Source organism: Halorientalis salina (assembly GCF_005049285.1).
GTDB lineage: Archaea > Halobacteriota > Halobacteria > Halobacteriales > Haloarculaceae > Halorientalis > Halorientalis salina.
On the sequence record NZ_SOSC01000004.1, the window covers coordinates 153,868 to 177,234 of the forward strand.

Below are 23,367 nucleotides of genomic sequence, written 5' to 3' on the forward strand. Positions count from 1 at the left end.
GTTCGATCATGCGGAAACAGGAACTCATCCACCTGCACGCACTGTGCCTTCTCCTGCGCGAGCGACTGGAGGACCGAGCGGCGATTCCGCCCGAGACCGTCGCCCGCTACGACGACTCCCACCTCGGTCCCACCGCCGTCCACCGGCGGAAAGCCGAACACCGGGACGCCGTTCTCGCCCTGCTCGACGGTCTCTCCACTGCCGTCTCCGAGACCGACCGGACGCCCGACGAGGAGCGGCGCGATCAGCCTCGCCGGGCCGACGCCGGCGGAAACGACTAGAACTCGCTTTCGACGGTTCCGTCCTCGGAGAGTTCGATGACGCCGTCGAAGCGGTCGCGGTAGCCGGCGACGACGTCCTCGTCGTGGACCTCCTCGGCCAGATGGAACAGGCCGACCGCGTCGTGTTCGTCGAGCAGCGCCAGCAGTTCCTCGACGGCCTCGCGGGTCCGCTCCTCGTCGGCGTAGTAGGCCATCTCCGTCACCGAGTCGATCGTCACCCGGAGCTTCCCGTCGTGGCTTTCGAGGAACTCGCGGGTCGCGTCGACGATGCTGTCGAAGTCGTCGGGCGAGGAGACGTAGCGGACGTTGTCGCTCCGCCGGCGGGTGTACCCACGCTCGATGGAGAGCGTATCGAGGATCGTGGCGCTGTCCTCGTCGACCTCGTAGTATTCGAGCTTCTGCTCGACCTCGCGGGCGGTGGTGCGAGTCGAGACGATCAGCATGTGGTCGGTGTCGGTCGCGAGAAAGTCGGTGTCGATGCGGTCGGTTTCGCCCGTACTCGGATGGAGCAGGAGCACTCCGATACCCCCCTCGATAGTGTCCGGCGCGTTCTCGATCCCGAGCTGATAGTCCATGTGGCCTACGAATGCGGGACCGGGCGTTAAATTTGCTGGTTCAGACGACTTTGGCGCGATCAGAACACGCTGTCTGCCGTCGCGGCCCCGACGACGCTGAAGATCGCGCCGACGCTGATGGCGCGGGCGGTGACGGCCATCTGTGCGAGTCCCTCCAGGTCGCCGAGGAACGTCTCGGGGGCGGTGAAGGCGACGGCGAGGACGGCAACCGATCCGTAGGCGACGCCCATCAGCGAGACGAATCGGACCGGGATGCCGGCGACCTCGGCCTCGCGGTCGGGGTCCCGGTTGTCATCGGCCTTGTAGAGCGCGCCGTAGCCGATGGCGGCGACGATGGCGACGGTGACCAGCGCGTGCAGGACGGTCATGTTGCGCGCCAGCACCCACACCTCCTCGGTGACGACGAACGGGCCGGCCAGCAGGAACCCGCCGACGACCTGCTGGGCCGTGTCCGCGACCTTGTACCGCGGCGCGCGTGCCATGCCCGTGACACGCTCCCCCAGCGATAAAACGGTCCCGGGTCGGCGTCGCCCGACACCGAACCGGTTATGCGGCCGCCGCCGCTTACAGCGGACATGAGCGTCAGCGAGGAGTTCGACCGGTGGGCCAGCGAGGGCCGGGACAGGGGCATGGAGGAACGCCACTGGCACACCGCGAAACACGCCCTCGCTCGAATCCCCGTAGAACCCGGCGACACCGTCCTCGACCTGGGGTGTGGCAGCGGCTACGCCGGCCGCGCGCTCCGGGACACCAAGGACGCCGGCCGCGTCTACGGCATCGACGCCGCCCCGGAGATGGCCCGCAACGCCCGATCCTACACCGACGACCCGCAGGTGGGGTACGTCAACGGCGACTTCGAGCACCTCCCCTTTGCCGACGACAGCATCGACCACTGCTTCTCGATGGAGGCGTTCTACTACGCCGCCGACCCCCACGCGGCGCTGGCGGAACTCCATCGCGTCATCCGTCCCGGGGGAACCTTCTACTGTGCGGTGAACTTCTTCGAGGAGAACGTCCACTCCCATCACTGGCCCGACCTGGTCGGGGTCGACATGGTTCGGTGGTCGGCCGCCGAGTACCGCGACGCCTTCAGGTCCGCCGGCTTTCACGTCGCCGCCCAGGACAACGTTCCCGACCGCGAAACCGAGATCCCACCGGCCGAGGAGTTTCCAACCGAAGACTGGGAGACGCGCGATGCGATGGTCGAGCGATACCGTGTCTACGGGACGCTACTGTCCGTCGGGGTCGTCCCCTGATCTGGCCTCCCGACCCCCTCGTTTCGCCTGCAGATCACGCTCTCCGGGTTGTCGAACCACACGACGCGAACGGGTCCGTCGGGTTGACGTATCCCTTATCAAAGGTTTTGCATTGGGGGTGAGAAGGGACCGTCGTGCCTTCGGATCGCCGTCGTCGTCGCCGCGTGTTGCTAGGGGTACTGCTCGCGGTGGCACTCGTCGCGATGTTCGTCCTCGCCCGTGTCCTCGCCACGGTGTTTTTCGCCATCACGGTCGCGTACGTCCTCTATCCCGTCCGGCAGTGGGTGCTCAACCGCGGTCGCGGTCGACGGGTCAGCGCGGCGGTCGCGACGCTGGTCGGCTTTCTGGCCGTCCTGCTGGCCGTCGTTCCGATCGTGGGGGCCCTCTACGGTCGCCGCCGGGAGTTCATCTCCTTCATCCGCGAACTCCCGCCGGAAGTGCCGGTGTCGGCCTACGGGTTCGAGTACACCATCGACGTGAGCTACGTTCTCGGACTCATCCAGGACGGCCTGACCACGATCGCCGTCGGGTTCGCCAGCGCCGCCCCGGTGGTCGCCCTGCAGGGGGCGCTGTTCGTCCTCCTGGTCTATGCACTCCTCTTGCGACCGCACGACATCCGCGCGGCGGCGTTCGCCTTCTTCCCCGTGGGCTATCACGACGTGGTCATCTCCTTCCACGAGCGGGTGCGCGCGACGCTGTACGCCATCTACGTCCTCCAGGCCGCGACGGCGTTCGGGACCTTCCTCATCGCCTACGTCGTCTTCGCGATGCTCGGCTACGACTCGGCGCTGACGCTGTCGGTCCTCTCGGGGCTGCTTCAGTTCATTCCCGTCCTCGGCCCCAGCGTCGTCGTCCTCGGGCTGGCGGGTTATCAACTCGTCCTCGGGAACACCGGTGCGGCCATCCTCGTGACGGCGTTCGGCCTCATCCTCGTCGGCTTCCTCCCCGACGCCATCATCCGGACGCGCCTGGCGGCCTTCACCGCTGGCATGCCCGGGAGTCTCTACTTCGTCGGCTTCGTCGGCGGCATCCTCACCATCGGTATCGTCGGGTTCATCGCCGGCCCGCTCGTGGTCGCGCTGTTGCTCGAAGCGGGGCAACTCCTCTCGGCGGAGATGGGCGTCGAACCGGCCGAGGAGGGGTAGGTCACCGACTTCTCACTTCGTCGGGTGCGCTCGCTGGCGCTGCGCGGGACGCAGTGCCGGAAACTCGAGGCGGTGAAACCGCTCGCACCGCCCGTAAACTGGACTACAACTGCTGCGAGCGAGCAGAGTGATACTGCCGGACAGACGTACGTGGATCACCGACTGCGTAGATTGGCTGGAGAGCCGCTGTACGTCGCTCGTCTACGGATCCGGTTGCGAAACTTTCCGCCCGGCAGTACGAACCAGCCGTTTACCAGGCCAGGTACCAAAGCCGAACTCCGCCGAACGAAGCGAGTGGGTCGTGAGACTCGGGCCAGACAACGGGGAGAGTCATTTGACTTGTTCCTTGATTTCTCCGTGATACAAACGAATACTACCAACAGAGTCATAATTATCCGTCCAGGTACATGACGTAACGGGCCCTGTACCCACGAGTACCGACACTATCTACGTCCAGACATCTATGTCCTCACTGTTCGGGATCGTCGCTGTCGCGCTCGTTGCATCGCTTTTTATGTCATTTACCGTTGGGGCAAATAGCAACTCTGCCCCGATCGCGCCGGCCGTCGGGGCGAACGCACTGTCCACCCTGCGAGGGGCGCTGCTGGTCGGAATTGTCGCCGCCCTCGGGGCTGTCGCGCAGGGTGGCAGTATCTCGGAGACCATCGGCCACGGACTGGTAACTGGTGTGACGATCACCCCACTGGCCGCTACTGCGACGCTGCTCACGGCAGCCACACTCATCACCATCGGGAACTCTCGCGGCTACCCCATTCCCTCTGCATTCACGGTGACTGGAGCGGCAATCGGTGCGGGTGTCGCACTGGGCGGCGGCTTTGCGGTCGTGACGTACGCCAAGATTCTGGGGTTCTGGTTCGCGATTCCGGTCGTCGAAGGCGTCCTCGCGTACGGTCTCGCGTGGCTGTTGCTGGACGAGACGGTCTCGGATACGCTGAGTATTCCGCTGCTCGCCGGCGGTGTCGGCTACGCACTCGCCAATATCCAGTTGTCGTTTCTCCCGGCTCCACAGAGGGAGCAGGGGTCGATCGCGGGCGTCATTACCCGCCAGTTCAACGTCGCATCGACAGGGGTTGGCGAGGTCGGAATCGTACTCGTTGGGGGTGTGATCGGTCTTCTCACGGTCGCAGTGGTCTACTGGCAGCTCCGGCGTGACGTAACGACTGGAATCAACCGGATGCTGGTCGCGCTTGCTCTCGTCGTCGTTTTCACCAGCGGCGGGTCACAGGTCGGACTCGCCACGGGGCCGCTGGAATCCGTCTTTGAATCTTCGCTCGGTCTCCCTGCTGTATACCTGCTCGGGCTCGGGGGACTCGGCATTCTGTTTGGTGGCTGGTTCCGGTCGCCGCGCCTCATTCAGGCCGTCGCCCGTGAGTACGCGTCACTCGGCCCGAAGCGGTCGATCGCCGCGTTCATTCCCGCATTTCTCATCGCTCAGGCCGCAATCATCCTCGGCTATCCCATCTCGTTCAACAAGGTGATGATTTCCAGTATCGTCGGGGCTGGACTGGTTGGCGGCTCGTCGAGCTCTGACGGGGTGTCCACCACGAAGACGGGATACACGGTCGGGGCGTGGGTCGCCTCGATGGTTGGCGGTGGCGCGATCAGCTTCGCGCTCTACCACGTGCTCGCTGCACTACCCGGTCTGGGGTAGTCACACGTTCTGGAGGGTGACGAGATCTTCGACCGCTGCGCTTTGCTTCATCGCTGTCCACGTCTCAAAATCGGTCGTCCGCGCCACGAACGCGTCGCGTTCGTCCGCCGAGAGCTGTTGAATGCCCCCGAGAGTGTCGTCGTCACACGGGCTGGCTACACAGAACTCGTCTACCGAGCCAAACTGTGTACGGCGACGGATGAACGACTCTGAGGCGACCCGCTTGCGAGAACTGGAAACCCAGGTCTCCAGTGTGAATGCCCGTTCGATTGCTGTTGTGAGACTGGTGTGCAGCGACTCGTGGGTCTTGACCCCTGAGTCAAGAACCATACCGAGTGCCTGTGTCCCAAGCGACATAAATCCGGCGGCGGGACGGCCTTGCTATCGCTCGAAGCGATTTATTAGACCGTTCTCAATACACTCAGAATCTAACGAGAGGCTGCTGCTCACTCCTGCCGGCGACTGAGCAAGCGAACGACCGAATCGGAGAGGCTGGGCGACCTACGTCCCCGTTTCCAGCGGGCGGCCCTCGGCCTCCCACTCGGTGAGGCTCCCCTCGTAGAAGGCGACGTTCTCGTAGCCCAGATGCCGGAGGACGGTGTAGGTGTGGCTGATGCGCCGGGCCGTGTTGCAGTAGAGGACGATCCGGCTGTCGCGGGTGACTCCTCGCTCGTCGAGAATCGTCTTGATCTCCTCACGTGGTTTGAGCCCCCGGCTCTCCTCGTCGACCAGTTCCTGCCAGTCGAGCCGGACGGCCCCGGGGATGTGGCCCTCCTCGAACTCCCAGTCCTCGCGGGTGTCCACGATTACGGTGTCGGACTCGACGGCGTCGGCGACCGCCTCGGCGTCGACCAGCGGCGTCTCCTCGGCCGGGAGCAGCGCCGCCTCGTAACTCGTCGGTTCGACGTCGGTGGCCTCGCTCGTCGTCTCGTGTTCGAGTTGCCACGACGAGAAGTCCCCGTCGAGCAGGTGGAGTTTCGCCGGGTCGTGGCCGTACAGTTCGGCGGTGACGAGAAAGCGGGCGGCGAAGACGCCGTGGGTGTCGTCGTAGGCGACGATTTCGTCGCCGTTCGCGATACCCGCCTCCGAGAGCAAGGACGCGAACCGCTCGCTCCCGGGGAGCATCCCCGCCTCGCCGTCTCGCCCGTCCTCGCCCTCGTCCGCATGCTGGCTGGCCCGGAACGCGTCGAAGGGGACGTTGACCGCACCCGGCACGTGTCCGATGCCGTCGAACTCCCAGGCGTCCCGGACGTCGACGATGGCCACCTCGTCTGATCGCTCCGCCACCCAGCCCGCCGGAACCACTACCTCGCTCATATCCGTCCCTACGGTGCCCGCCGTTTCAAGGTTTCAGTTCCCCGTTCTCGGAGATGGTGGCAACTATCTCCGCTACTGTCGGGACAGGTTGCCGCCGCAGAGCGGCCGCCCCGAGCGGGCACTGCAGAGCCGTCCGTTCCCGGGTCTCGTTCCCGCTCGCGTCCCGACCGACGCGAAACTATCGGCAACATCTGCCTGTACGGGGGATGAGTGGCGGAACGTGCCGGGTCGCGGAGGATTATATGGCTACTGTTGAAAGGGATAGACGGATATGAGCGACTACGCCAAAGACGTTCTCGTCTCAGCGGACTGGGTCGAAGAGCGTCTCGACGACTTCGAGAGCGACGACCCCGACCTGCGACTGGTCGAGGTCGACGTCGACACCGAACTGTACGACGAGGGTCACGCCCCGGGTGCCATCGGCTTCAACTGGGAGACCCAACTGCAGGACCAGACGACCCGCGACATCCTCGACAAGGAAGACTTCGAGGACCTGCTGGGTTCCCACGGCATCAGCGAGGACTCCACCGTCGTCCTGTACGGTGACAACTCCAACTGGTTCGCCGCCTACACCTACTGGCAGTTCAAGTACTACGGCCACGACGACGTCCGTCTGATGGACGGCGGCCGCGAGTACTGGGACGCCAAAGACTACCCGACCACCGACGAGGTCCCGGACTTCTCCGCGGTCGACTACACCGCCTCCGGCCCGCGCGAGTCCATTCGGGCCTACCGCGAGGACGTCGAGAACGCCATCGAGCGCGGCGTGCCGCTCGTCGACGTTCGCTCGCCCGAGGAGTTCTCCGGCGAGATCCTCGCGCCCCCGGGCCTCCAGGAGACCGCCCAGCGCGGCGGCCACATCCCCGGTGCCAGCAACATCTCGTGGGCGGCCGTCACGAACGACGACGGCACCTTCAAAGACGCCGACGAGATCGAGGAGCTCTACGCCGAGGAAGGCATCGAGGGCGACAGCACCACGGTCGCGTACTGCCGCATCGGCGAGCGCTCGTCCGTTGCGTGGTTCGCGCTCCACGAACTGCTCGGCTACGAGGACACCATCAACTACGACGGGTCCTGGACCGAGTGGGGGAACCTGGTCGGCGCGCCTATTGAAAAAGGCAACTGAGCGGCGAGGCCGAGTGAATACGAGGCCTCGAGTCGGAACGGCGCGGGCGACTCGTTTTTTGACCCGATCCACCGAGTGCGGTTTGTCCCGCTAGAAGACACTTATGCGCGGTCGACGAGGCCTCAGTATGTTCAGGCGGACGCTACTGCTCGTCCTGGTCGTCTCCGTCGCGGGCTGTCTCGACGGCGGGACCGGTGGGAGCCCCACGGCGTCGGCGACGGAGCTGACGCCCTCGGAGTCGCCGACCTCGACGCCGACCGACACACCCGACGTAACGACCGCCTACGGCACCGACTGTCCGTACGTCGTGACCGTCGACCCGGCGACCGACAGGCAACTGTCCGATACTGACCGGACGCTCGACTACGCGAACCTCTCGACCGAGCGCCAGCAGGAGTTCGACCGGGCGCTCGAAAACGGCTCGGTCGAGATGCCGACGCTTCCCGACGCCTGGTCGAGTCCGGTCCTCGTGCACTACGAGGGCGAGCGGTACTACGTGGTCGCGGCGGTCTGCTAGTCCCGGTGTCGATGCTTACAAGCGGTCGCCGCGTGAACGGACGGACATGGATACCGACGCCTTCCTCGACGCGGTACGGGACGAGACCAAGACCGAACTGTCGCGGCTGGGCTCCTCGAAATCGCTGTACGCCGACACCGAGGGCGAGATGGACGAGGGGCCGGTGCTCGCGGCCGTCGCCGACCACCTGCACCACGCCGCCGAGACGTTTGGGACGTGGGCCGACGAAGCCGACGGGGCTGCCGGCGACTGCTTCGCCGACCTCGCCGACACTGTGGGCGAGCAGTACGGGACTGTCGCCGACGAACACGGCGATCACGAACCCGGCGAGGCCCCGGCGATGGTCGAGTACCTGGCCGGGCTCGAGACGACCACCGAGCGCCTCGCCGGGGTTGTCGGCTGGGCGCTGGTCACGGAGCACAAGATCGGCCAGGCCGTCGGCTTCTTCGTCGGGCAGGCCTCGCCGCAAACGGCGAGCACCTTCCGCGAGGTTCGGGGCGCCGTCGAGGACGCCATCGACGCGGGTGCGGAGACGCTCACCGAGGTCTGCGACGGCGACGACGACTGGGACCTGGCCCAGGGGGCCGCCGTCGAGACGATCGAAGCCGCCTACGACGAGTACTTCGACACCCTCGAAGCGCTGGGCGTCAACCCCAAACCGGTCTGCTGAGTCGCCATTTCTGATTTCGGCAGCTGATAACATTGTTCACGATTCCACTGTAGTCAGCGAACACTACCGCCGTCGCGAGTATCAACACTTACCGTCGTCAAGCGAGCACGGGGGACCGTGCGCATCTGGAGGGACCCGACGAAGCGACGCTGGATCGCCTGGACGGCGCTTGCGGCAGCCTACGCGCTGGTGAGCGTACACCGCCTCTCGACGGCCGTCCTCGCCGAGCAGTTGACGGCCGCCTTCGGCACAACGGGGGCGGCGCTGGGGACCCTCCACGCCTCGTTTTTCTACATCTACGCCGCGATGCAGTTGCCGGCGGGCGTCGTCGCCGACCGCGTGGGGAGCAGGCTGGCCGTCGTCGCCGGTACCGTGGTGATGAGCGTCGGCGCGCTCGTCTTCGGCAGCGCCCACAGCTACGCCGTGGCCTTCCTGGCGCGGGCGCTGGTCGGCTTCGGCGGGAGCCTCCTCTTTATCGCCATCCTCCGGTTCTGTGCCAACTGGTTCCGGCCCGGCGAGTTCGCACGGATGAGTGGGCTGACGATCGCTGCAGCGGGATTCGGCGGGATTCTCGCGACGACGCCCCTGGCGCTGGTCGTCGCCGCGACGGACTGGCGGTCGACGATGCTCGGCCTCGGGTTGCTGGGCTTCGGCCTCGCCGCGGTGGCGTCCCTGCTTTCGCGTGACTCGCCGGCCGAGGCCGGCCTGCCCGAGATCGACGGCGTCCCGATGGCTCGGACCCCCTCGCTCCGTGCGGTCGCCGGGAACGCCCGGGACGTGCTGGGCGAACTCGAGACGTGGCTCGTCGGCCTCATCCTCTTCGCCGGGACGGGCGTGAACATCACCGTCTTCGGGCTGTGGGGCGTCCCCTACGTCGTCCAGACCTACGGGCTGTCGGTCACCGAGGCCTCGACGTACACGCTGCTCGGGAGTCTCGGGCTGTTGTTCGGGCCGCCCCTCGTGGGCTGGTTCTCGGACCGGACGGGCCGTCGGACGGTGCTGATCGCCGTCGGGCAGGGGATCATCGCGGTCGGCTACGCGGGACTGGCGGCGGTCGGTCGCCCGCCCCTCCCCGTGGTCGGCCTGGTGTTTTTCGCCTCCGGCTTCCTCGCCGGTGCCTACGCGCTGGGCTATACCGTCGTCAAGGAGCGCCACGTGAGCGGTGCCAGCGGCGTCGCAACCGGGACCGTGAACACGGTCGCCTTCTCGGGCGCGGCGCTCCTCCCGACGCTGATGGGACTCGTCCTCGACGCCTACTGGACCGGCGAGACGCTCAGCGGCGCGCGCGTCTACTCGGTGTTCGGCTACCGTGTGGCGTTCGCGCTGGTGGCGGTGGCCTGTCTCGTCGCGGCGCTGGGCGGGTTGTGGCTCCACCGCCTCGAAGCGCGGCCCTGATATTTTTCGATTTGCTGTCAATAATAGGACCTGCTCTCGACGCCCCGCTCGCCGACGACCCGGCGGGCTTGGGCCGCTTAGCTCCGCCGGTCGGTTGCGTGTCTGCCGCCACCGGGTGCCCCGGTCGGTTTCGTCGGGCGGTGGCTCCTTCTCACCGGCTGGGTCTGGACGACGGACTGTGACGCCGGCCTGACCCCGTCCGGGAGGACGTAGCCGAGTCTGTCGTGGGGGACGAACCCGATCTGCTCCGGTTCGTCGCTGTAGCGGTCGTCGTCGTCGTCGGACCCCTCCCCGTACAGTTTGACGCCATACTCGGTCAACTCGTAGCTGCGACACGTGAACACGGTTCCGTCGGTACAGATAACCTGCATAATTCGTCGTCGAATACGACGGCGAGACAGTTAGCGTTCGGCCTGGTGGGTTCGACGGCACAGTCGCCAACCGCGCGCCTGAAGGGGCTCCAGCCCGTGACTCATCGCAATGAGCGACACCTCCGGCAGCCCCCTCAGTCCGGACCGTCCCGACGTGGACCGGGATTTCCGCGTCGACGCGCCCTTCGATCCCGCGGGCGACCAGCCCGAGGCCATCGAGCAGTTGGCCGACGGCTACCACCAGGGGATGGACACCCAGACCCTGCTGGGCGTCACGGGGTCGGGCAAGACAAACACCGTCTCGTGGGTCGTCGAGGAGATCCAGAAACCCACGCTGGTCATCGCCCACAACAAGACGCTGGCCGCCCAGCTCTACGAGGAGTTCCGCGAGCTGTTCCCCGACAACGCCGTCGAGTATTTCGTCTCCTACTACGACTACTACCAGCCCGAGGCCTACGTCGAGCAGACGGACACCTTCATCGACAAGGACGCCTCGATCAACGACGAGATCGACAGGTTGAGACACTCGGCGACCCGCTCGCTGCTGACCCGTGACGACGTCATCGTCGTCGCGTCGGTCTCGGCGATCTACGGCCTCGGTGACCCGCGCAACTACGTCGACATGTCCCTCAAGATCGAGCAGGGCCAGGAGATCGACCGCGACGAACTCCTGGGTCGGCTGGTCGACCTGAACTACGAGCGCAACGACGTGGACTTCACCCAGGGCACCTTCAGGGTGCGGGGCGACACCCTCGAAATCTACCCGATGTACGGCCGCTACGCCGTCCGCGTGGAGTTCTGGGGCGACGAAATCGATCGACTGGTGAAGATGGACCCCCTGGAGGGCGAGGTCAAGAGTCAGGATCCTGCAGTACTGATACACCCCGCGGAGCACTACTCGATCCCCGAGGAACGGCTCCAGCGGGCCATCGGGGAGATCGAGGACCTCCTTGAAGAGCGGGTCCGCTACTTCGAGCGCCAGGGCGACATGGTCGCCGCCCAGCGCATCGAGGAACGGACCACCTTCGACCTGGAGATGATGAAAGAGACGGGCTACTGTTCGGGCATCGAGAACTACTCGATTCACCTCTCGGACCGGGACTCGGGCGAGGCACCGTACACGCTGCTGGATTACTTCCCCGACGACTTCCTCACGGTCGTCGACGAGTCCCACCAGACGCTGCCACAGATCCGCGGGCAGTTCGCCGGCGACAAGAGCCGGAAAGAGAGTTTGGTCGAGAACGGGTTTCGACTGCCGACGGCCTTCGACAACCGTCCGCTGACCTTCGAGGAGTTCGAGGACAAAACCGATCGGACGCTGTACGTCTCGGCGACGCCCGGCGACTACGAGCGCGAGACGAGCGACCAGATCGCCGAACAGATCGTTCGGCCCACCCACCTCGTCGACCCGAAAGTCGAAGTCGCCGACGCGACCGGCCAGATCGACGACCTGATGGACCGGATCGACGGGCGCATCGAGCGCGACGAGCGGACGCTGGTGACGACGCTCACCAAGCGCATGGCCGAGGACCTCACGGAGTATCTGGAGGAAGCGGGTATCGACGTGGCCTACATGCACGACGAGACGGACACCCTCGAACGCCACGAACTGATACGCTCGCTCCGCCTGGGCGACATCGACGTGCTGGTCGGCATCAACCTGCTCCGGGAGGGGCTGGACATCCCCGAGGTGAGCCTCGTGGCCATCTTGGACGCCGACCAGGAGGGCTTCCTTCGGAGCGAGACCACGCTCGTCCAGACGATGGGCCGGGCGGCCCGGAACGTCAACGGCGAGGTCGTCCTCTACGCCGACGAGGTGAGCGACGCGATGGCGTCGGCCATCGACGAGACCCAGCGCCGCCGGGAAATCCAGCAGGAGTACAACGAGGAACACGGCTTCGAGCCGACGACCATCGAAAAGGAGATCGGCGAGACGAACCTCCCGGGGAGCAAGACCGACACCGGCGGCGTCTCCGGGATGGACCCCGAAGACGAGGCCGAGGCCGAGCGACTGATCGCGGACCTCCGCGAGCGCATGGAGGACGCCGCCGACAACCTGGAGTTCGAGTTGGCCGCGGACATCCGCGACCGCATCCGCGAGGTGCGCCAGGAGTACGACCTGCAGGGCGACGACGAGGACGGCGTCGTCCCCGAACCGGCCGAGGAGTTCTGAGCGACCGGGCGAGACGTAGCTAGGCGACCTCGATATAAATCTTGGCCCCGGGCTTCGTTCCGAGAAAGCGTGCGGTGATAGTAAGTCGGTTGCCGTGGACGGTTCGATTGCATGCCTGCCCTCCAGACGACCGGTTTGACTCGCAGATTCCGTGATAGCGGGGGATTCGGCCCCTTCGGCGACCGGACGGAGTCCGGCGACGTTCTCGCCGTGAACGACCTCGACCTCACGGTCGAGACCGGGGAGGTCTTCGGCTTCCTCGGCCCGAACGGGGCCGGAAAGTCGACGACTATCAACCTCCTGCTCGGGTTCATCGACCCGACGAGCGGGAGCATGGACGTGCTGGGTCACGACCCGACCAGTGACTCGCGCGCGCTCCGGTCCCGCCTCGGCCTCCTCCCCGAGGGGTTCGACGTGTACGAGAACCTCTCGGCCCGGGAACACCTCCGCTCGGCCATCGAGACGAAGGGGGCCGACGACGACCCCGACGAGATCACCGACCGCGTCGGCCTCGACCCCGACGACGCTCGCCGCGCCGCGGGCGGCTACTCGAAGGGGATGACCCAGCGGTTGGCGCTGGGGATCGCGCTGGTCGGCGACCCCGATCTCCTGATATTGGACGAGCCCTCCAGCGGACTGGACCCGAAGGGGATCAAGCTGTTGCGGACCATCGTCCGCGAGGAGGCCGAGCGCGGCGCGACGGTGTTTTTCTCCAGCCACGCGCTCGACCAGGTCCAGAAGGTGTGTGACCGCGTCGGCATCATGGCCGACGGCGAGATGGTCGCGGTCGACACCATCGACGACCTCCGCGAGCAACTGGGGACGGGGGCGGTCGTCGAGGCGACCGTCGACCAGGTGCCGGACCTCTCGCCGGTCGAGCGCCTCGACGGCGTCCGCGAGGTATCCGCGACCGACGGGAGCGTCCGGGTCACCTGCGACGAACCCACCGCGAAGATGGCGGCGCTCCGTCGGCTCGACGACGCGGCGGCGGTCCGCGACATCGCCATCGAGGACGCCTCGCTCGAAGCGCTGTTCGAGGAGTACACCAGCCGGACCGGCGACGCGCCCGAGGCCGAACCGGCGGTCGCCGCGGCGGGAGGTGACGACTGATGGGGGCCTACACCGTCGCCCGCGACGACTTCACCAACGCCCGACGCTCGTATATCGTTCTGGGCGTCATCGGCGTGTTCACCGCGCTCGTCGGGCTGATATTCGCCGCGGAGATGAACATCTACGACGACCCGTACCGGGTGCTCTGGGACGTGTCGGCGCTGGTCGCCTTCGTCTTCCCGCTGGTGCTCGCCCCGCTGGTGTATCTCTCCATCGCCGGCGACCGCATCAGCGGCCGCATCAAATTCAGCATGGGCCTGCCCAACAGCCGGCTGGACTACGTCACCGGGAAGCTCTGGTCGCGGCTTGGGACCGCCGCCGCGGCCGTCCTGCTGGGCGTCCTCGTCGGGTTCGTCATCGCGCTGGCGACGTACGCGACCACGCCGGACCCGCTCCGGTTCCTCACGTTCGCTGGGGTGACCTTGATGTATACGCTCACGTTCGTCAGCGTCTTCCTGGCCATCTCGGCGGCCACGACCAGCCGTGCCCGGGCGATGTTCGGCGCGCTGGGCGCGTACTTCGTGCTCGTCGTGTTCTGGTTCGGCTTCTTCCCGCTGGTCAACCTGCGGACGGTCCTCGACGCCGTCGGCAGCCTGCTCGGGACGGAACTCTCCGAGACGGCCCGGGGCTACCTGACGATGCTCTCGCCGGGCCCGGCCTACCTCCAGTCGACGGAACTCGTCTACGGGGGTGTGCTCGACCAGTACGACGTGTTCGGCCAGTTCGAGGGCGACGAACCCTACGACCAGTCGTGGTTCGCGCTGCTGGTCATGGTCGGGTGGACCGCCGTCTCGCTCGCGGTCGGCTATCTCGCCTTCGACCGGTCGGAACTGGGCTGAGACGGGCTGGTGTGACTGTCTACCGCGACGACCGCCGGCGTTCGGGCGGTCGGTGCGGGAACGGGTTCCAGCGACCCGAACGACGGTGCAACTCCTTTTTCGGGCCGCCGCCGCAGTATCCGGATATGCCGCTCCTTCAGTTCGAGACGACCGTCACGATGTCGCCCGAGGAGACGCGGGCGTTCGCCGACTCGGTGCGGAACTGCTACAGCGAAAGCATGGAGACCGGAACGAGCCACGCGGCCGTCGTCGTCCGCCATCGCTCGCCGGGCGAACTCTCTATCGGCCGGGCGGTCCCCGACGAGGACCGCCTCGTTCTCGACGCGGACGTTCGGGCGGGCCGTCCGTTCGAGTCGAAACGCGAGTTCGCCCTCGCCGTCATGGACCTCGCAGCCGAGGAGTTCGACGTCCCGACGCCCAATATGAAGGTCGTGTTCACGGAACACGACGGCCAGGACATGATGGGGTACGATCGCGTCGGCTCCGAGTGGCAGCCCTCTGAGGGGGAGTGATAGCGGTATCCCCTCGACTCATACGGTTTGCTGTAGATCGTTTCCACATCGATCACCCAATTGCGGGCGATCGTCGCGGGACACAGCTCCAGTAAACCGTATCATGCCCGCGTCAGCGAGTAGAGGATCGCGCTCAACCCGGCGATGTCGAAGCCGGTGATGAGGAGGATGTACTGCGCGTCCGAGAGCGGGGCGACCACCTGGAGGCCGCGAGCGACGACGAAGGGAACGACCGTCAGCAGGCCGATGCCGACGGCTAACAGCAGCATCGGTCGGCTGTCGTTGCGGCGGTAGCCGCGAAACGCCTGGTAGGCGACGAACGCGCCGACGCTCGCGGTCACGAAGCCCAGTGCGACGATCGCGGCCTCGGCATCGAGCGATCCGACGGCCTGCAGCGACCGACCGATCGGCGTCACGCTGCCCCCTCCCGTCTGGTCGCGTGGCTCCCGAGCGGGCACACACCGTCGGCGGATCGGCTCTCAGTTCGTACCATAGATGGCGTACAGGATGACGAGGAGGCCGAGCAGTTCGCTGGCGGTCGTGACGACGGTCCGGTCGAGCGCCGAAACGTCGGTCGCGGTCGGCAACACGAAACTGACGATCGTCGGGACGACGGCCAGGAAGACCAGGCCGGCCGCCAGGTACAGCAGGGGCCTGCTGCGGGCGCTCCGGTAGCCGGTGTAGGCGCGATAGGCGATCGCCAGCGCGAGCACGCCCATCAGGAACCGCCCGACGATCGCCGCGATGACGATCGCAGTCGACCCGCCCGTGGTTTCGAGCATGCCCGTCATCTCATCTCAACTCCTTGTAGAGGCGGGTGAAGCGATCGGCGGCGTCCTCGGCCCGGTCGACCTCGACGGTGAGGTCGCCGTCCTCCAGTTCGATCGTGACGCGTTCCAGACGGGCGGTGTAGGTCTTGTAGTGGTGGCCGTCCGGGTCGAGTTGCTGGTCGCTCGCGAGCAGGCCGAACGACTCCAGGCGGTCGATGCGCCGGTAAATCGTCGGTTCGGAGGCCCCACAGCGCTCGGCGAGCGCGTCGGCGGCCATCGGTTCGACGCTGGTCGCGACGAGGATCGAGCGCGCGTACTCGTCGTCGAGCAACGCGAAGAGTTCGTCGTCATCCTCGTCCACGAGCATCCGGAGGGTTCTCCGACTGGATACTTAAAAAAACGACCACGTTTTCTGGCCCAGAAACCGTGGGTGTCCCATTACTATCGCTCCACTCATCAACCCATGTGCGGGGGCCGCCCCGGGACGTACCGCCCCGTCCCGGTGCGCCCACTCGCCGCCCGACGAGGCCTCCGCACGCACCTGCTTCGCTGGTGGGTGCCTGCCCGCACCGCGATGCCCACCCTGCCACGGCATCGGCCCACCAGCGGTCGGTTGCCACCGACTCCCGACGACACGCCCGTCGTCACCGGTCCCCGACCCTTCCCCTGCCCTTCCCTTTGTTTCCACTCCACACCGTGTAGTGACCTCCAGCTACTCGACCGATGCGACTCGTGACCGTCGGTTCCCGATGACTGCGTTACTCCGCACGTCAGTCCGTCGCAGAAGTGCGCCGGCCGGGAATTGAATCCGGTCTATGATCTCGAGAAGCCACTCACCCACTCTCCGGAGGTATATAGGGGCAGGAGGAGGTTCTCTTTCCATCATCGGGGAGAATGGTACTCCTGATGTGTTTCGACCGTGGCACCTGTGTCGTGTCCGACGTGAGGGGTCGTAGCCGATTCGGTCCCGACTTTTCGAGGTGGTTCTCCGACACTCCAAGCGGGCATTTCGGATGATGTCTTATTTCCTGAACTTCAACAAAGGGCCACCCCTCGACCGAACACAGGTATGCATTCATGCGTCTCGGGTCCGACGACTCATCCGAAACGAAGTGGGTTCATCGGGTACTCCAATCGAGCCCAAGAAGACTGTCCCGAAATTTATCATCAAAGCCAAACATCATGCTCGTATGAGTCAGTCAGAACAACGGGGTGATTTCTGCCCTCAATGCGGGTCTGACATCTCGGGAGCAAACTACTGCCCCGACTGTGGTCATCAGATTGACAGTCGGACAAGAACGGAGGTTCAAGCAGAACCGAATTCAGCGGAGAGTAGCGAGTACGTGTCAGTGTTGGGGAGGCAGTTTCACCGAAGTGAATACATGATGATCCTCGGTGGTCTGCTGGCAATTGTCGGGTCCTTCCTACCGTGGTACTCACCATCTGCGTTGGTCACACACTCCGGAATCGACATCGGTGCAGTAGGCTACTTCCCGATAATCGTCGGTGCTGTTGTTCTCTCTCCGTTGGTTCTTGATGATGAAGACTGGTCGTTGCGAAACATGCTGGCGGGGGCTGGTCTGGCCCTAGTGGGGCTTGCCTTCATCCTGTCTTCGAACCTTCCGATGAATGAACAGCAGATCGGGCTCCTCCTCACAGAGGTCGGCTTAGTCGTTATCGCACTGGCTCCGGGAGTCAAGTACTACTACCGACGACAAAAACAAGTCTCATCAGGTGAACCTACAGCATAATCCTTGAGAGAGGCCTCGTCGAAACGAATACAGCTATCCGCCTTGGTTCAGTGGCTCCCGGCTCTTCTCCTCGTCCGGTAGGATGTACCGCACAGTCGTCTCAACCTGCTTGTGTCACATCTGCTCGGCTTGGGAACCAACTGAATTCCTCCCATCTTCTCGGGCGGGGCGTCCGGTACGTCCGTATCGTCGGTCTGAATCTGACGGGTCATGGTCCACAGTAGCACCTACTCATTGACCAATTGATTGCCTGACATCATAACTCACAGTTAGCCCTTTCCGTCGGCTGCTTCGTGAACCAGTTTCCCGAACGACAAGAGAGAGTGAACGGGTACTGTCGAAGCTGTGCTTTCGATCCAGTAGTAGCGGTGACTGACCGGCTACCGTTAGCGTAGTGGTTTTCATCGGTCTGTTGTCAGACCGGCCAAAACAGACAGAAGGAACGGGTGTAGGATGCGCCGGCCGGGAATTGAACCGGAGCCAGACGTGCTCACTCCGTTCCGCGCGACTGGCAGGGTTCAATTCCTGCCCTGCTCGTTCGCTCGCAGGCTCGCTCACTGCGCCGGCCGGGAATTGAACCCGGGCTATGAGCTTGGGAAGCTCATGTCCTACCACTAGACCACCGGCGCTCGTTCGCTTTGCTCACTCGCGCCCAGCCCTGCGTCACTCCGTTCCGCAGGACACCGGCGCGCACGTTGAGTTCGTATCGCACCGCGGCACTTGAACGTAGCGTTTCCGGACACCGCGCTCCCCGCCCGTTGACTGCCTCGAAAGCCCGACGAAACGGCCGAGCGATTTCGGTAAGCTACCCACTGTTTCCGGGTCTCAGCCGGATAGTCGGGAATCAGTGTGATCCGGTTCCGGTTACGGACGGGTCGCTGTCGGGGTTGTCTCGTCTGCCTCCTGGCGGATGCGGGCACCTCTCGGACGATTTTTCGGAAAGAAGGTCTTTCAGGTGACCTGTCATTGGGCGCTGTCCGGCGATTCTGGATACGTCACTCATAACGAAGATGGTGTCGGCCAATGGTTGCTGTGCATGTCTGGCAGCACAAACAGAGGATTGACTCGGGTACAACTGGTCGCTCTCACGCTGGTCGCCGTCGCGATCGCCGGCGTGGCAGTCGTCGGTGGCGCGGCCGCAGTGCCACAGGAGACACCACAGAACGAAACGCAACCCCAGGACGGGGGTCAGGGACAGGGCCAAGCGGAGGCACAGGTCCGACTCGTCCACGCGTCGCCTGACGCGCCGGGCGTCGACATCTACGTCGACGGTGAACCGGCCGTCGAGGACCTGATGTTCGGGAACGAGACCGACTACGTGTCGCTCCAGCCCGGGATGCACAACGTCACGATCACCGAGGCCGGCAACGCGAGCAACGTGGTGTTCCAGCAGGACATCCCGGTCCGGCCGGGCCAGTTCACCATCGCCGCGTCCGGTGAGATCAGCCCCGACGCCGAACGCGAGTTCGCGCCGGTCCTGCTCGTCGACGACGCCCAACCCGGCGACGACGAGTCCATGGTCCGCCTTGCGCACCTCTCGCCCGACGCGCCCACTGTCGACGTGACAGTCGCCGAAAGCGGTGACGTGCTGTTCGACAACGTGAGCTTCGCCAACGCGACCGACTACGAAACCGTGCCGCCGGGCGACTACACCCTCGAAGTCCGTGCGGCCACGCCCGAGGGCGACGGTGAGGTCGTCCAGGAAGTGAACGTCACCACCGAGGGCGGTCAGGCGTACACGGCCATCGCCGCCGGCTACCTCGACCCCGAAGAGGCCCCCGGTGACGAGGAGTTCCGAGTGTTGCTCCTCGAAGACGAGACGGCCGAACAACCCGGTAACGGCGGAATGACCCCGCCCGAACAACCCGGCAACCAGACCGGCGGACCTGGTTCGCCGGCACCGTAGCCACGTCGTCGGAACGGCTGAACGCGACTCAGCGGTTCGTCGGGGACCGCCGATCGAACTGAACGTTTTTTCGATTCTCCGCGCTCGATACCAACGATCGCAACCGAAACCCCCGGAGTGGAAAGCGTATAGTTCCCACCGGCCTAACCGGTACCCATGTCAGAAGCGAACACCGTCGAGCGCGCGCAGCAGCCGCTCGACCTCTCGCTGTCGGACGCCGAACTGGAACGCCACCGGGAGCACATCGTCGCGTTCGTCCGAGACCAACTCGACGCCGCCGGGGTAAATGACGCCGTCATCGGCCTCTCGGGCGGCATCGACAGCACGACGACCGCGTATCTCGCCGTCGACGCGCTCGGCCCCGACCACGTCCACGGGCTGGTGATGCCCAGCGAGGTCAACCGCGAGCAAAACATGAGCGACGCCGAACGCGTCGCCGAGACGCTCGACATCTCCTACGACGTCGTCGAGATCGAACCCATCGTCGACGCGATGCTCGACGCCGTCCCGGACGTCGACCCCGACGTGGACGCGACGACTGACCCGCTCAAGACCGCCGTGGGGAACCTTCGCGTCCGGACGCGGGGAGTGCTCAACTACTTCGCGGCGAACCGCCGAAACGCGCTGGTACTGGGGACGGGCAACCGAAGCGAGGCGCTGGTGGGGTACTACACCAAATACGGCGACGGGGCCGTCGACTGTCATCCCATCGCGAACCTCTACAAAGGACAGGTCCGCCAGTTGGCCAAACACCTCGGTGTCGAGGACGACCTCGCGGAGAAGACCGCCAGCGCGGAGATGTGGTCGGGCCAGACCGACGAGGAAGAACTCGGGCTCGACTACGACACGCTCGATTCGATTCTCGCACTCCACGTCGACGGACCGCTGTCGAAATCCGCGACGGCCCGGGCTATAGCGGTCGATACCGACCTCGTCACGCACGTCCGAGAGCTCTACGAGAAGAGTGCGCACAAACGGCGGATGCCGCCGGGGCCGGAGCCGCTGTCCTAGTTGCTCTCGGAGACGTTCGTCTCGACGATGATGCGGACGAAGTCCCCACCCTGTCCGGTGGCTGAGTCGACGCCACTGAGTTCGTACGTCGCCGGGTTGACCGACTCGTTGTTCACCTGGACGATGACGTTCGTGTTCGGGTCGCTGTCGCGGTAGGTCGTGTCCTGGTAGGTCACGGCGGTCCGGTTGACGTCGATGCCCAGCGTCGCCATCCCGTATTCGAGGGTCACGCCCTCGGCGTGGACGTGCCAGGCTGACCCGTCACCGCCCTCGAAATGAAACGCCGGTGATTCCTGTGGGTTCTGGAACCGTGCCTGACTGAAATCCAGCGTCTGCCCGTCGATGGTGACGTTGATCTTCCCGTGTTCGTGTGCGTCGCCGACGTTCGTCGGCGTCTGTGCCACGTCAGCCATCGGGCCGGACGCGGTACCGCTGCCACCCCAGACGAAAAACGTCACGTACACCAGCACGCCCATGGTGAACAGGAGCAGTCCGCCAATGATTAGCGGACCGGTCGGGAGCCCCCCATCCTCCTCGTACCCCACTTCCTGTTCGACGCGCCGTCGATCGATTCGACTGAGTTCCCCCTCGTCGTGCGCCGCGTGGAGGTGTTCGAGATAGGCCTCCTCGTCGGCGAACGACTCCTCACAGTAGTTACAATCCGGCATGTGCTCTCCCTTGTCGTCCGAAACGCTTGGCGATTCCCGGATTCAACCTTTTCGGTTCCCGAGAGTTTCTCACTCCCCGGCCCCCGCGTTCCGGTCGAGCGGCGCCCGCTCGACGAGCTGCGCGAACGCCTCGGCCTCGCGCTGTTCCTGCGTCTCCGGCGGTGCCGTGTCCCGCATCCGCTCCTTCAGGGTCGCGAGCGCGCCGTGGTCGTTGTCCGTCAGCGACTCCGCGACGGCCTTCGGGTCGTCGACGACCCGGGAGACCAGCCCCATCCGCAGTGCCGCCTCGGCGTCGACGACCCGGCCGGACAGGGCGATGTCCATCGCTTCCCCCTCGCCGACGACCCGCGGGAGACGGACGGTCCCACCCCAGGCACCGAACAGCCCGAGCGTGACGCCCGTTTCCGCGAACGTCGCCCGCTCCGTGGCGATCCGCAGGTCACAGGCGAGCGCCAGTTCGACGCCGCCGCCCCGTGCCGCCCCGTCGATACCGGCGACGACGACGCTGTCGTTCGTCTCGATGGTCCGGGCGACGGCCTGGCCGCGCTCGGCGAAGGCCCCGGCGTCCTCGCCCTCTAGATCCGCGACCACGTCGAGGTCGGCCCCGGCACAGAAGGCGTCGCCGGCACCCCGGAGGTAGATCACGGGCGCGTCGGTCTCGACGACCGCCCGTTCGAGCGCGTCCAGACCCGCCGGCATCAGCGCGTTCCGGCGGTCGGGCCGGTCCAGCGTGAGGACTCGCAGCGAACCCTCGTCGGTGATCGAAAGCATTGGACGGTCGTGGTCGGTCGTTTCCAAAGGTCTTTGCCTTTCCCCCCGCTAGGCCGGGGTAATGGAGGAAGCCGCTGCGGTCCGGCAAGCGGCGCTGGAGGCAGTCGACGACGTCGATCCCGCCCGGCTCTTCGAGCGCATCGAGCAACGCGTCGAGACCGGGTCGATGGCTCCCGGCGTCCTCACGCTCTGTAGCGCAGGGGCCGTCGACGACGCGGTCGGCCACGACGGCATCGACGAGCGTGCTGCCGGCGTCCAGCTCATCTACGAGGGCTTGCGCCTGACGCGAGCGCTGGCCCACGAGAGCCCCTGGGACGCCGGCGAATCCACCGACGCCTGGCAACCCGTCCCGGTCGCCGCCGACCGACCGGAGTCCGACGGCCGCTCGCGGGCCGCCGCCGCGGCCGACATCGACGTGCTCGTCGCCGACATCCTGGTCGCCCGCGGGTTCTACCTGCTCGCCCGCACGGAAGCCGCCGAGGCCGCCGTCTCTGTCGTCCGCTCCTTCGGCCGCGACCAGACCGTCCGCCGCGAAACCGACGACCCGACCCTCGACAGCAACCTCGAAGCCGACGTGCTCGAACTCGCCGTCGTCGCCGGCACGACCGGTGCCGGCGGCAGTGCACCCGTCCACCTCCGCGAGTTCGTCACCGATCTGGCCGACTCGGGGAGCGCCCTGCCGCCGGCCGACGCCGTGTTCACCGAGGCAGTCCTCGACCGACTAGCCGGACTGGTGAGCACCGATTCCCCGCCGGCCGGCGAGGCCCGGACCTCCGCCGACCACTAAACCGAAACCCATAAAGACAATCTCCTGCAATCCTCAGTCGCACACGACGCGACGGTGTGCCTGGGTAGCTTAGCGGTAAAGCGCGTCCTTGGTAAGGACGAGACCGCGGGTTCAATTCCCGCCCTAGGCTTTTTCTCGACTCGCTTAGAAGTTCGCAACTAAGCACAACTCTCGATTTAATTTAAGTATCTGGCTGGTGTATGTAAATGTGTGGTAGCCGACGAGTATCTGCGACGTACCGCAGTAACGCGTCTTTCAGTGTCGGATGAGCAGGCTTCTCTCCTGGAGGAGACTATCGATTCGTGGCGTCGCGGTGCGAACATTGCCGCTTCGGTCGGGTGGAACCGATCCGAAACCCGAAAACGGAAACTACAGTCGCTTGCCTACGATAAAATCCGCGACGAGACCGACCTCGGAAGCCAACACGCTATTCTCGCGTGTTTTCAGGCGGCAGAAGCGCTCAAAGGTATTCTAGACCAGGACGAATCCAGCCGAGGCCGATCGAAACCCGAGTTCACTGCGCCGACAGTAACGTACGACGCTAATACGATGACCCTCTTCGACGATGACACCGTCTCGCTCTCGACCACCGAAAACCGGATTCGGTGTGATCTCTGTTTGCCTGCCGACGAGTCGGAGCGTGTCATAGAAGAGTTTTCACGATTTGCTGAATCAGCTCTAGCGGATTGAAAGCGCCGTACACTTGGTGCACGCTGTTCTTAGATTGTTGTAGCTATGGCCAAA

The 23,367-nt window shown here is 65.4% G+C and carries 27 protein-coding genes and 2 tRNA genes; 18 read left to right on the forward strand and 11 right to left on the reverse strand.

Annotated elements, in window-relative coordinates:
- Positions 1-8 precede the first annotated feature (8 nt).
- The gene (locus tag E2481_RS10075) at positions 9-281 is read left to right on the forward strand and encodes a UPF0058 family protein (RefSeq protein ID WP_136717013.1); all 273 of its coding nucleotides are present in this window, start codon (positions 9-11) and stop codon (positions 279-281) included.
- Here the strand turns inward: E2481_RS10075 and E2481_RS10080 are convergent.
- A complete protein-coding gene (locus E2481_RS10080) occupies positions 278-856 on the reverse strand; it encodes a DUF7090 family protein (protein WP_136717014.1) in 579 nt (192 codons plus the stop codon). The two genes, E2481_RS10075 and E2481_RS10080, sit on opposite strands and share 4 nt — an antisense overlap.
- Positions 857-915: 59 nt before the next feature.
- A complete protein-coding gene (locus E2481_RS10085) occupies positions 916-1,338 on the reverse strand; it encodes a DUF2391 family protein (RefSeq protein WP_136717015.1) in 423 nt (140 codons plus the stop codon).
- A gap of 93 nt (positions 1,339-1,431) precedes the next feature.
- Between E2481_RS10085 and E2481_RS10090 the strand changes: the two genes are divergently transcribed.
- The 3 genes from E2481_RS10090 (at position 1,432) to E2481_RS10100 (ending at position 4,929) form a co-directional block, all read left to right on the forward strand.
- A complete protein-coding gene (locus tag E2481_RS10090; protein ID WP_136717016.1) occupies positions 1,432-2,112 on the forward strand; it encodes a class I SAM-dependent methyltransferase in 681 nt (226 codons plus the stop codon).
- 134 nt (positions 2,113-2,246) lie between these two features.
- Entirely contained in the window at positions 2,247-3,257 is a 1,011-nt protein-coding gene (locus tag E2481_RS10095) for an AI-2E family transporter (protein ID WP_250137785.1), read from the forward strand.
- A 463-nt stretch (positions 3,258-3,720) separates the two neighbouring features.
- Positions 3,721-4,929: an inorganic phosphate transporter gene (locus E2481_RS10100; protein ID WP_136717017.1), complete on the forward strand. Its 1,209-nt coding sequence runs from the start codon at positions 3,721-3,723 to the stop codon at positions 4,927-4,929.
- On the opposite strand, the gene E2481_RS10105 is transcribed toward E2481_RS10100, so the two are convergent.
- Positions 4,930-5,259 (reverse strand): hypothetical protein, encoded by a 330-nt coding sequence (locus E2481_RS10105; RefSeq protein WP_136717018.1) that lies wholly within the window; start codon positions 5,257-5,259, stop codon positions 4,930-4,932.
- A 171-nt stretch (positions 5,260-5,430) separates the two neighbouring features.
- Positions 5,431-6,246 (reverse strand): sulfurtransferase, encoded by an 816-nt coding sequence (locus tag E2481_RS10110; RefSeq protein ID WP_136717019.1) that lies wholly within the window; start codon positions 6,244-6,246, stop codon positions 5,431-5,433.
- A 271-nt stretch (positions 6,247-6,517) separates the two neighbouring features.
- Between E2481_RS10110 and E2481_RS10115 the strand changes: the two genes are divergently transcribed.
- The 4 genes from E2481_RS10115 to E2481_RS10130 all read left to right on the forward strand — a co-directional run bounded on the left by E2481_RS10115 (position 6,518) and on the right by E2481_RS10130 (position 9,954).
- Positions 6,518-7,372: a sulfurtransferase gene (locus tag E2481_RS10115; RefSeq protein ID WP_136717020.1), complete on the forward strand. Its 855-nt coding sequence runs from the start codon at positions 6,518-6,520 to the stop codon at positions 7,370-7,372.
- Between the two features lie 127 nt (positions 7,373-7,499).
- A complete protein-coding gene (locus E2481_RS10120; protein ID WP_136717021.1) occupies positions 7,500-7,889 on the forward strand; it encodes a hypothetical protein in 390 nt (129 codons plus the stop codon).
- A gap of 46 nt (positions 7,890-7,935) precedes the next feature.
- Positions 7,936-8,559, forward strand: coding sequence for a rubrerythrin family protein (locus E2481_RS10125; protein ID WP_136717022.1), 624 nt, complete (start codon positions 7,936-7,938; stop codon positions 8,557-8,559).
- Between the two features lie 117 nt (positions 8,560-8,676).
- Positions 8,677-9,954, forward strand: a complete 1,278-nt coding sequence (locus tag E2481_RS10130) for an MFS transporter (protein WP_136717023.1) — start codon at positions 8,677-8,679, stop codon at positions 9,952-9,954.
- A 77-nt stretch (positions 9,955-10,031) separates the two neighbouring features.
- Here E2481_RS10130 and E2481_RS10135 read toward each other — a convergent pair whose 3' ends face one another.
- Complete coding sequence (locus tag E2481_RS10135) at positions 10,032-10,325, reverse strand: hypothetical protein (protein ID WP_136717024.1); 294 nt, start codon at positions 10,323-10,325, stop codon at positions 10,032-10,034.
- Between the two features lie 109 nt (positions 10,326-10,434).
- On the opposite strand from E2481_RS10135, the gene uvrB reads away from it, so the two are divergent.
- From uvrB to E2481_RS10155, 4 genes are all read left to right on the forward strand, one after another.
- Complete coding sequence (gene uvrB / locus E2481_RS10140) at positions 10,435-12,498, forward strand: excinuclease ABC subunit UvrB (RefSeq protein ID WP_136717025.1); 2,064 nt, start codon at positions 10,435-10,437, stop codon at positions 12,496-12,498.
- A gap of 111 nt (positions 12,499-12,609) precedes the next feature.
- Positions 12,610-13,608, forward strand: coding sequence for an ABC transporter ATP-binding protein (locus E2481_RS10145; RefSeq protein WP_136717026.1), 999 nt, complete (start codon positions 12,610-12,612; stop codon positions 13,606-13,608).
- Positions 13,608-14,447, forward strand: coding sequence for an ABC transporter permease (locus E2481_RS10150; protein ID WP_136717027.1), 840 nt, complete (start codon positions 13,608-13,610; stop codon positions 14,445-14,447). Before E2481_RS10145 ends, E2481_RS10150 begins: the two co-directional genes overlap by 1 nt.
- 125 nt (positions 14,448-14,572) lie before the next feature.
- Positions 14,573-14,959: a tautomerase gene (locus E2481_RS10155; protein WP_136717028.1), complete on the forward strand. Its 387-nt coding sequence runs from the start codon at positions 14,573-14,575 to the stop codon at positions 14,957-14,959.
- A gap of 101 nt (positions 14,960-15,060) precedes the next feature.
- Here E2481_RS10155 and E2481_RS10160 read toward each other — a convergent pair whose 3' ends face one another.
- The 3 genes from E2481_RS10160 to E2481_RS10170 all read right to left on the reverse strand — a co-directional run bounded on the left by E2481_RS10160 (position 15,061) and on the right by E2481_RS10170 (position 16,096).
- Entirely contained in the window at positions 15,061-15,375 is a 315-nt protein-coding gene (locus tag E2481_RS10160; protein WP_250137786.1) for a DUF7521 family protein, read from the reverse strand.
- A 63-nt stretch (positions 15,376-15,438) separates the two neighbouring features.
- Entirely contained in the window at positions 15,439-15,750 is a 312-nt protein-coding gene (locus tag E2481_RS10165; protein ID WP_136717029.1) for a DUF7521 family protein, read from the reverse strand.
- Position 15,751: 1 nt separating this feature from the next.
- The gene (locus tag E2481_RS10170) at positions 15,752-16,096 is read right to left on the reverse strand and encodes a winged helix-turn-helix domain-containing protein (protein ID WP_136717030.1); all 345 of its coding nucleotides are present in this window, start codon (positions 16,094-16,096) and stop codon (positions 15,752-15,754) included.
- Positions 16,097-16,919: 823 nt separating this feature from the next.
- Here E2481_RS10170 and E2481_RS10175 point away from each other — a divergent pair.
- Positions 16,920-17,480 (forward strand): zinc ribbon domain-containing protein, encoded by a 561-nt coding sequence (locus E2481_RS10175; protein ID WP_136717031.1) that lies wholly within the window; start codon positions 16,920-16,922, stop codon positions 17,478-17,480.
- A gap of 558 nt (positions 17,481-18,038) precedes the next feature.
- Here the strand turns inward: E2481_RS10175 and E2481_RS10180 are convergent.
- Positions 18,039-18,109, reverse strand: a tRNA-Gly gene (locus E2481_RS10180).
- A gap of 407 nt (positions 18,110-18,516) precedes the next feature.
- On the opposite strand from E2481_RS10180, the gene E2481_RS10185 reads away from it, so the two are divergent.
- Both E2481_RS10185 and E2481_RS10190 read left to right on the forward strand, forming a co-directional pair.
- Entirely contained in the window at positions 18,517-19,386 is an 870-nt protein-coding gene (locus tag E2481_RS10185; protein ID WP_169302416.1) for a DUF4397 domain-containing protein, read from the forward strand.
- 156 nt (positions 19,387-19,542) lie between these two features.
- Positions 19,543-20,397: an NAD+ synthase gene (locus E2481_RS10190; RefSeq protein ID WP_136717033.1), complete on the forward strand. Its 855-nt coding sequence runs from the start codon at positions 19,543-19,545 to the stop codon at positions 20,395-20,397.
- Here the strand turns inward: E2481_RS10190 and E2481_RS10195 are convergent.
- Together E2481_RS10195 and E2481_RS10200 are read right to left on the reverse strand one after the other, a co-directional pair.
- The gene (locus E2481_RS10195) at positions 20,394-21,065 is read right to left on the reverse strand and encodes a hypothetical protein (protein WP_136717034.1); all 672 of its coding nucleotides are present in this window, start codon (positions 21,063-21,065) and stop codon (positions 20,394-20,396) included. The genes E2481_RS10190 and E2481_RS10195 overlap by 4 nt on opposite strands.
- A 69-nt stretch (positions 21,066-21,134) precedes the next feature.
- Entirely contained in the window at positions 21,135-21,836 is a 702-nt protein-coding gene (locus E2481_RS10200) for an enoyl-CoA hydratase/isomerase family protein (protein ID WP_136717035.1), read from the reverse strand.
- Positions 21,837-21,897: 61 nt separating this feature from the next.
- On the opposite strand from E2481_RS10200, the gene E2481_RS10205 reads away from it, so the two are divergent.
- From E2481_RS10205 to E2481_RS10215, 3 genes are all read left to right on the forward strand, one after another.
- Positions 21,898-22,623, forward strand: a complete 726-nt coding sequence (locus E2481_RS10205; protein ID WP_136717036.1) for a DUF7114 family protein — start codon at positions 21,898-21,900, stop codon at positions 22,621-22,623.
- A 58-nt stretch (positions 22,624-22,681) separates the two neighbouring features.
- Positions 22,682-22,753: transfer RNA gene (locus tag E2481_RS10210), tRNA-Thr, on the forward strand.
- A gap of 80 nt (positions 22,754-22,833) precedes the next feature.
- On the forward strand, positions 22,834-23,313 hold the full coding sequence (locus tag E2481_RS10215) for a hypothetical protein (protein ID WP_136717037.1): 480 nt from the start codon (positions 22,834-22,836) through the stop codon (positions 23,311-23,313).
- Positions 23,314-23,367: the final 54 nt, after the last annotated feature.

Coding starts and splice junctions, on each gene's coding strand:
- E2481_RS10075 (WP_136717013.1), top strand. CDS start 9: ATGCGGAAACAGGAACTCATCCACCTGCACGCACTGTGCCTTCTCCTG.
- E2481_RS10080 (WP_136717014.1), bottom strand. CDS start 856: ATGGACTATCAGCTCGGGATCGAGAACGCGCCGGACACTATCGAGGGG.
- E2481_RS10085 (WP_136717015.1), bottom strand. CDS start 1,338: ATGGCACGCGCGCCGCGGTACAAGGTCGCGGACACGGCCCAGCAGGTC.
- E2481_RS10090 (WP_136717016.1), top strand. CDS start 1,432: ATGAGCGTCAGCGAGGAGTTCGACCGGTGGGCCAGCGAGGGCCGGGAC.
- E2481_RS10100 (WP_136717017.1), top strand. CDS start 3,721: ATGTCCTCACTGTTCGGGATCGTCGCTGTCGCGCTCGTTGCATCGCTT.
- E2481_RS10105 (WP_136717018.1), bottom strand. CDS start 5,259: ATGGTTCTTGACTCAGGGGTCAAGACCCACGAGTCGCTGCACACCAGT.
- E2481_RS10110 (WP_136717019.1), bottom strand. CDS start 6,246: ATGAGCGAGGTAGTGGTTCCGGCGGGCTGGGTGGCGGAGCGATCAGAC.
- E2481_RS10115 (WP_136717020.1), top strand. CDS start 6,518: ATGAGCGACTACGCCAAAGACGTTCTCGTCTCAGCGGACTGGGTCGAA.
- E2481_RS10120 (WP_136717021.1), top strand. CDS start 7,500: ATGTTCAGGCGGACGCTACTGCTCGTCCTGGTCGTCTCCGTCGCGGGC.
- E2481_RS10125 (WP_136717022.1), top strand. CDS start 7,936: ATGGATACCGACGCCTTCCTCGACGCGGTACGGGACGAGACCAAGACC.
- E2481_RS10135 (WP_136717024.1), bottom strand. CDS start 10,325: ATGCAGGTTATCTGTACCGACGGAACCGTGTTCACGTGTCGCAGCTAC.
- uvrB (WP_136717025.1), top strand. CDS start 10,435: ATGAGCGACACCTCCGGCAGCCCCCTCAGTCCGGACCGTCCCGACGTG.
- E2481_RS10145 (WP_136717026.1), top strand. CDS start 12,610: ATGCCTGCCCTCCAGACGACCGGTTTGACTCGCAGATTCCGTGATAGC.
- E2481_RS10150 (WP_136717027.1), top strand. CDS start 13,608: ATGGGGGCCTACACCGTCGCCCGCGACGACTTCACCAACGCCCGACGC.
- E2481_RS10155 (WP_136717028.1), top strand. CDS start 14,573: ATGCCGCTCCTTCAGTTCGAGACGACCGTCACGATGTCGCCCGAGGAG.
- E2481_RS10165 (WP_136717029.1), bottom strand. CDS start 15,750: ATGACGGGCATGCTCGAAACCACGGGCGGGTCGACTGCGATCGTCATC.
- E2481_RS10170 (WP_136717030.1), bottom strand. CDS start 16,096: ATGCTCGTGGACGAGGATGACGACGAACTCTTCGCGTTGCTCGACGAC.
- E2481_RS10175 (WP_136717031.1), top strand. CDS start 16,920: ATGAGTCAGTCAGAACAACGGGGTGATTTCTGCCCTCAATGCGGGTCT.
- E2481_RS10185 (WP_169302416.1), top strand. CDS start 18,517: ATGTCTGGCAGCACAAACAGAGGATTGACTCGGGTACAACTGGTCGCT.
- E2481_RS10190 (WP_136717033.1), top strand. CDS start 19,543: ATGTCAGAAGCGAACACCGTCGAGCGCGCGCAGCAGCCGCTCGACCTC.
- E2481_RS10195 (WP_136717034.1), bottom strand. CDS start 21,065: ATGCCGGATTGTAACTACTGTGAGGAGTCGTTCGCCGACGAGGAGGCC.
- E2481_RS10200 (WP_136717035.1), bottom strand. CDS start 21,836: ATGCTTTCGATCACCGACGAGGGTTCGCTGCGAGTCCTCACGCTGGAC.
- E2481_RS10205 (WP_136717036.1), top strand. CDS start 21,898: ATGGAGGAAGCCGCTGCGGTCCGGCAAGCGGCGCTGGAGGCAGTCGAC.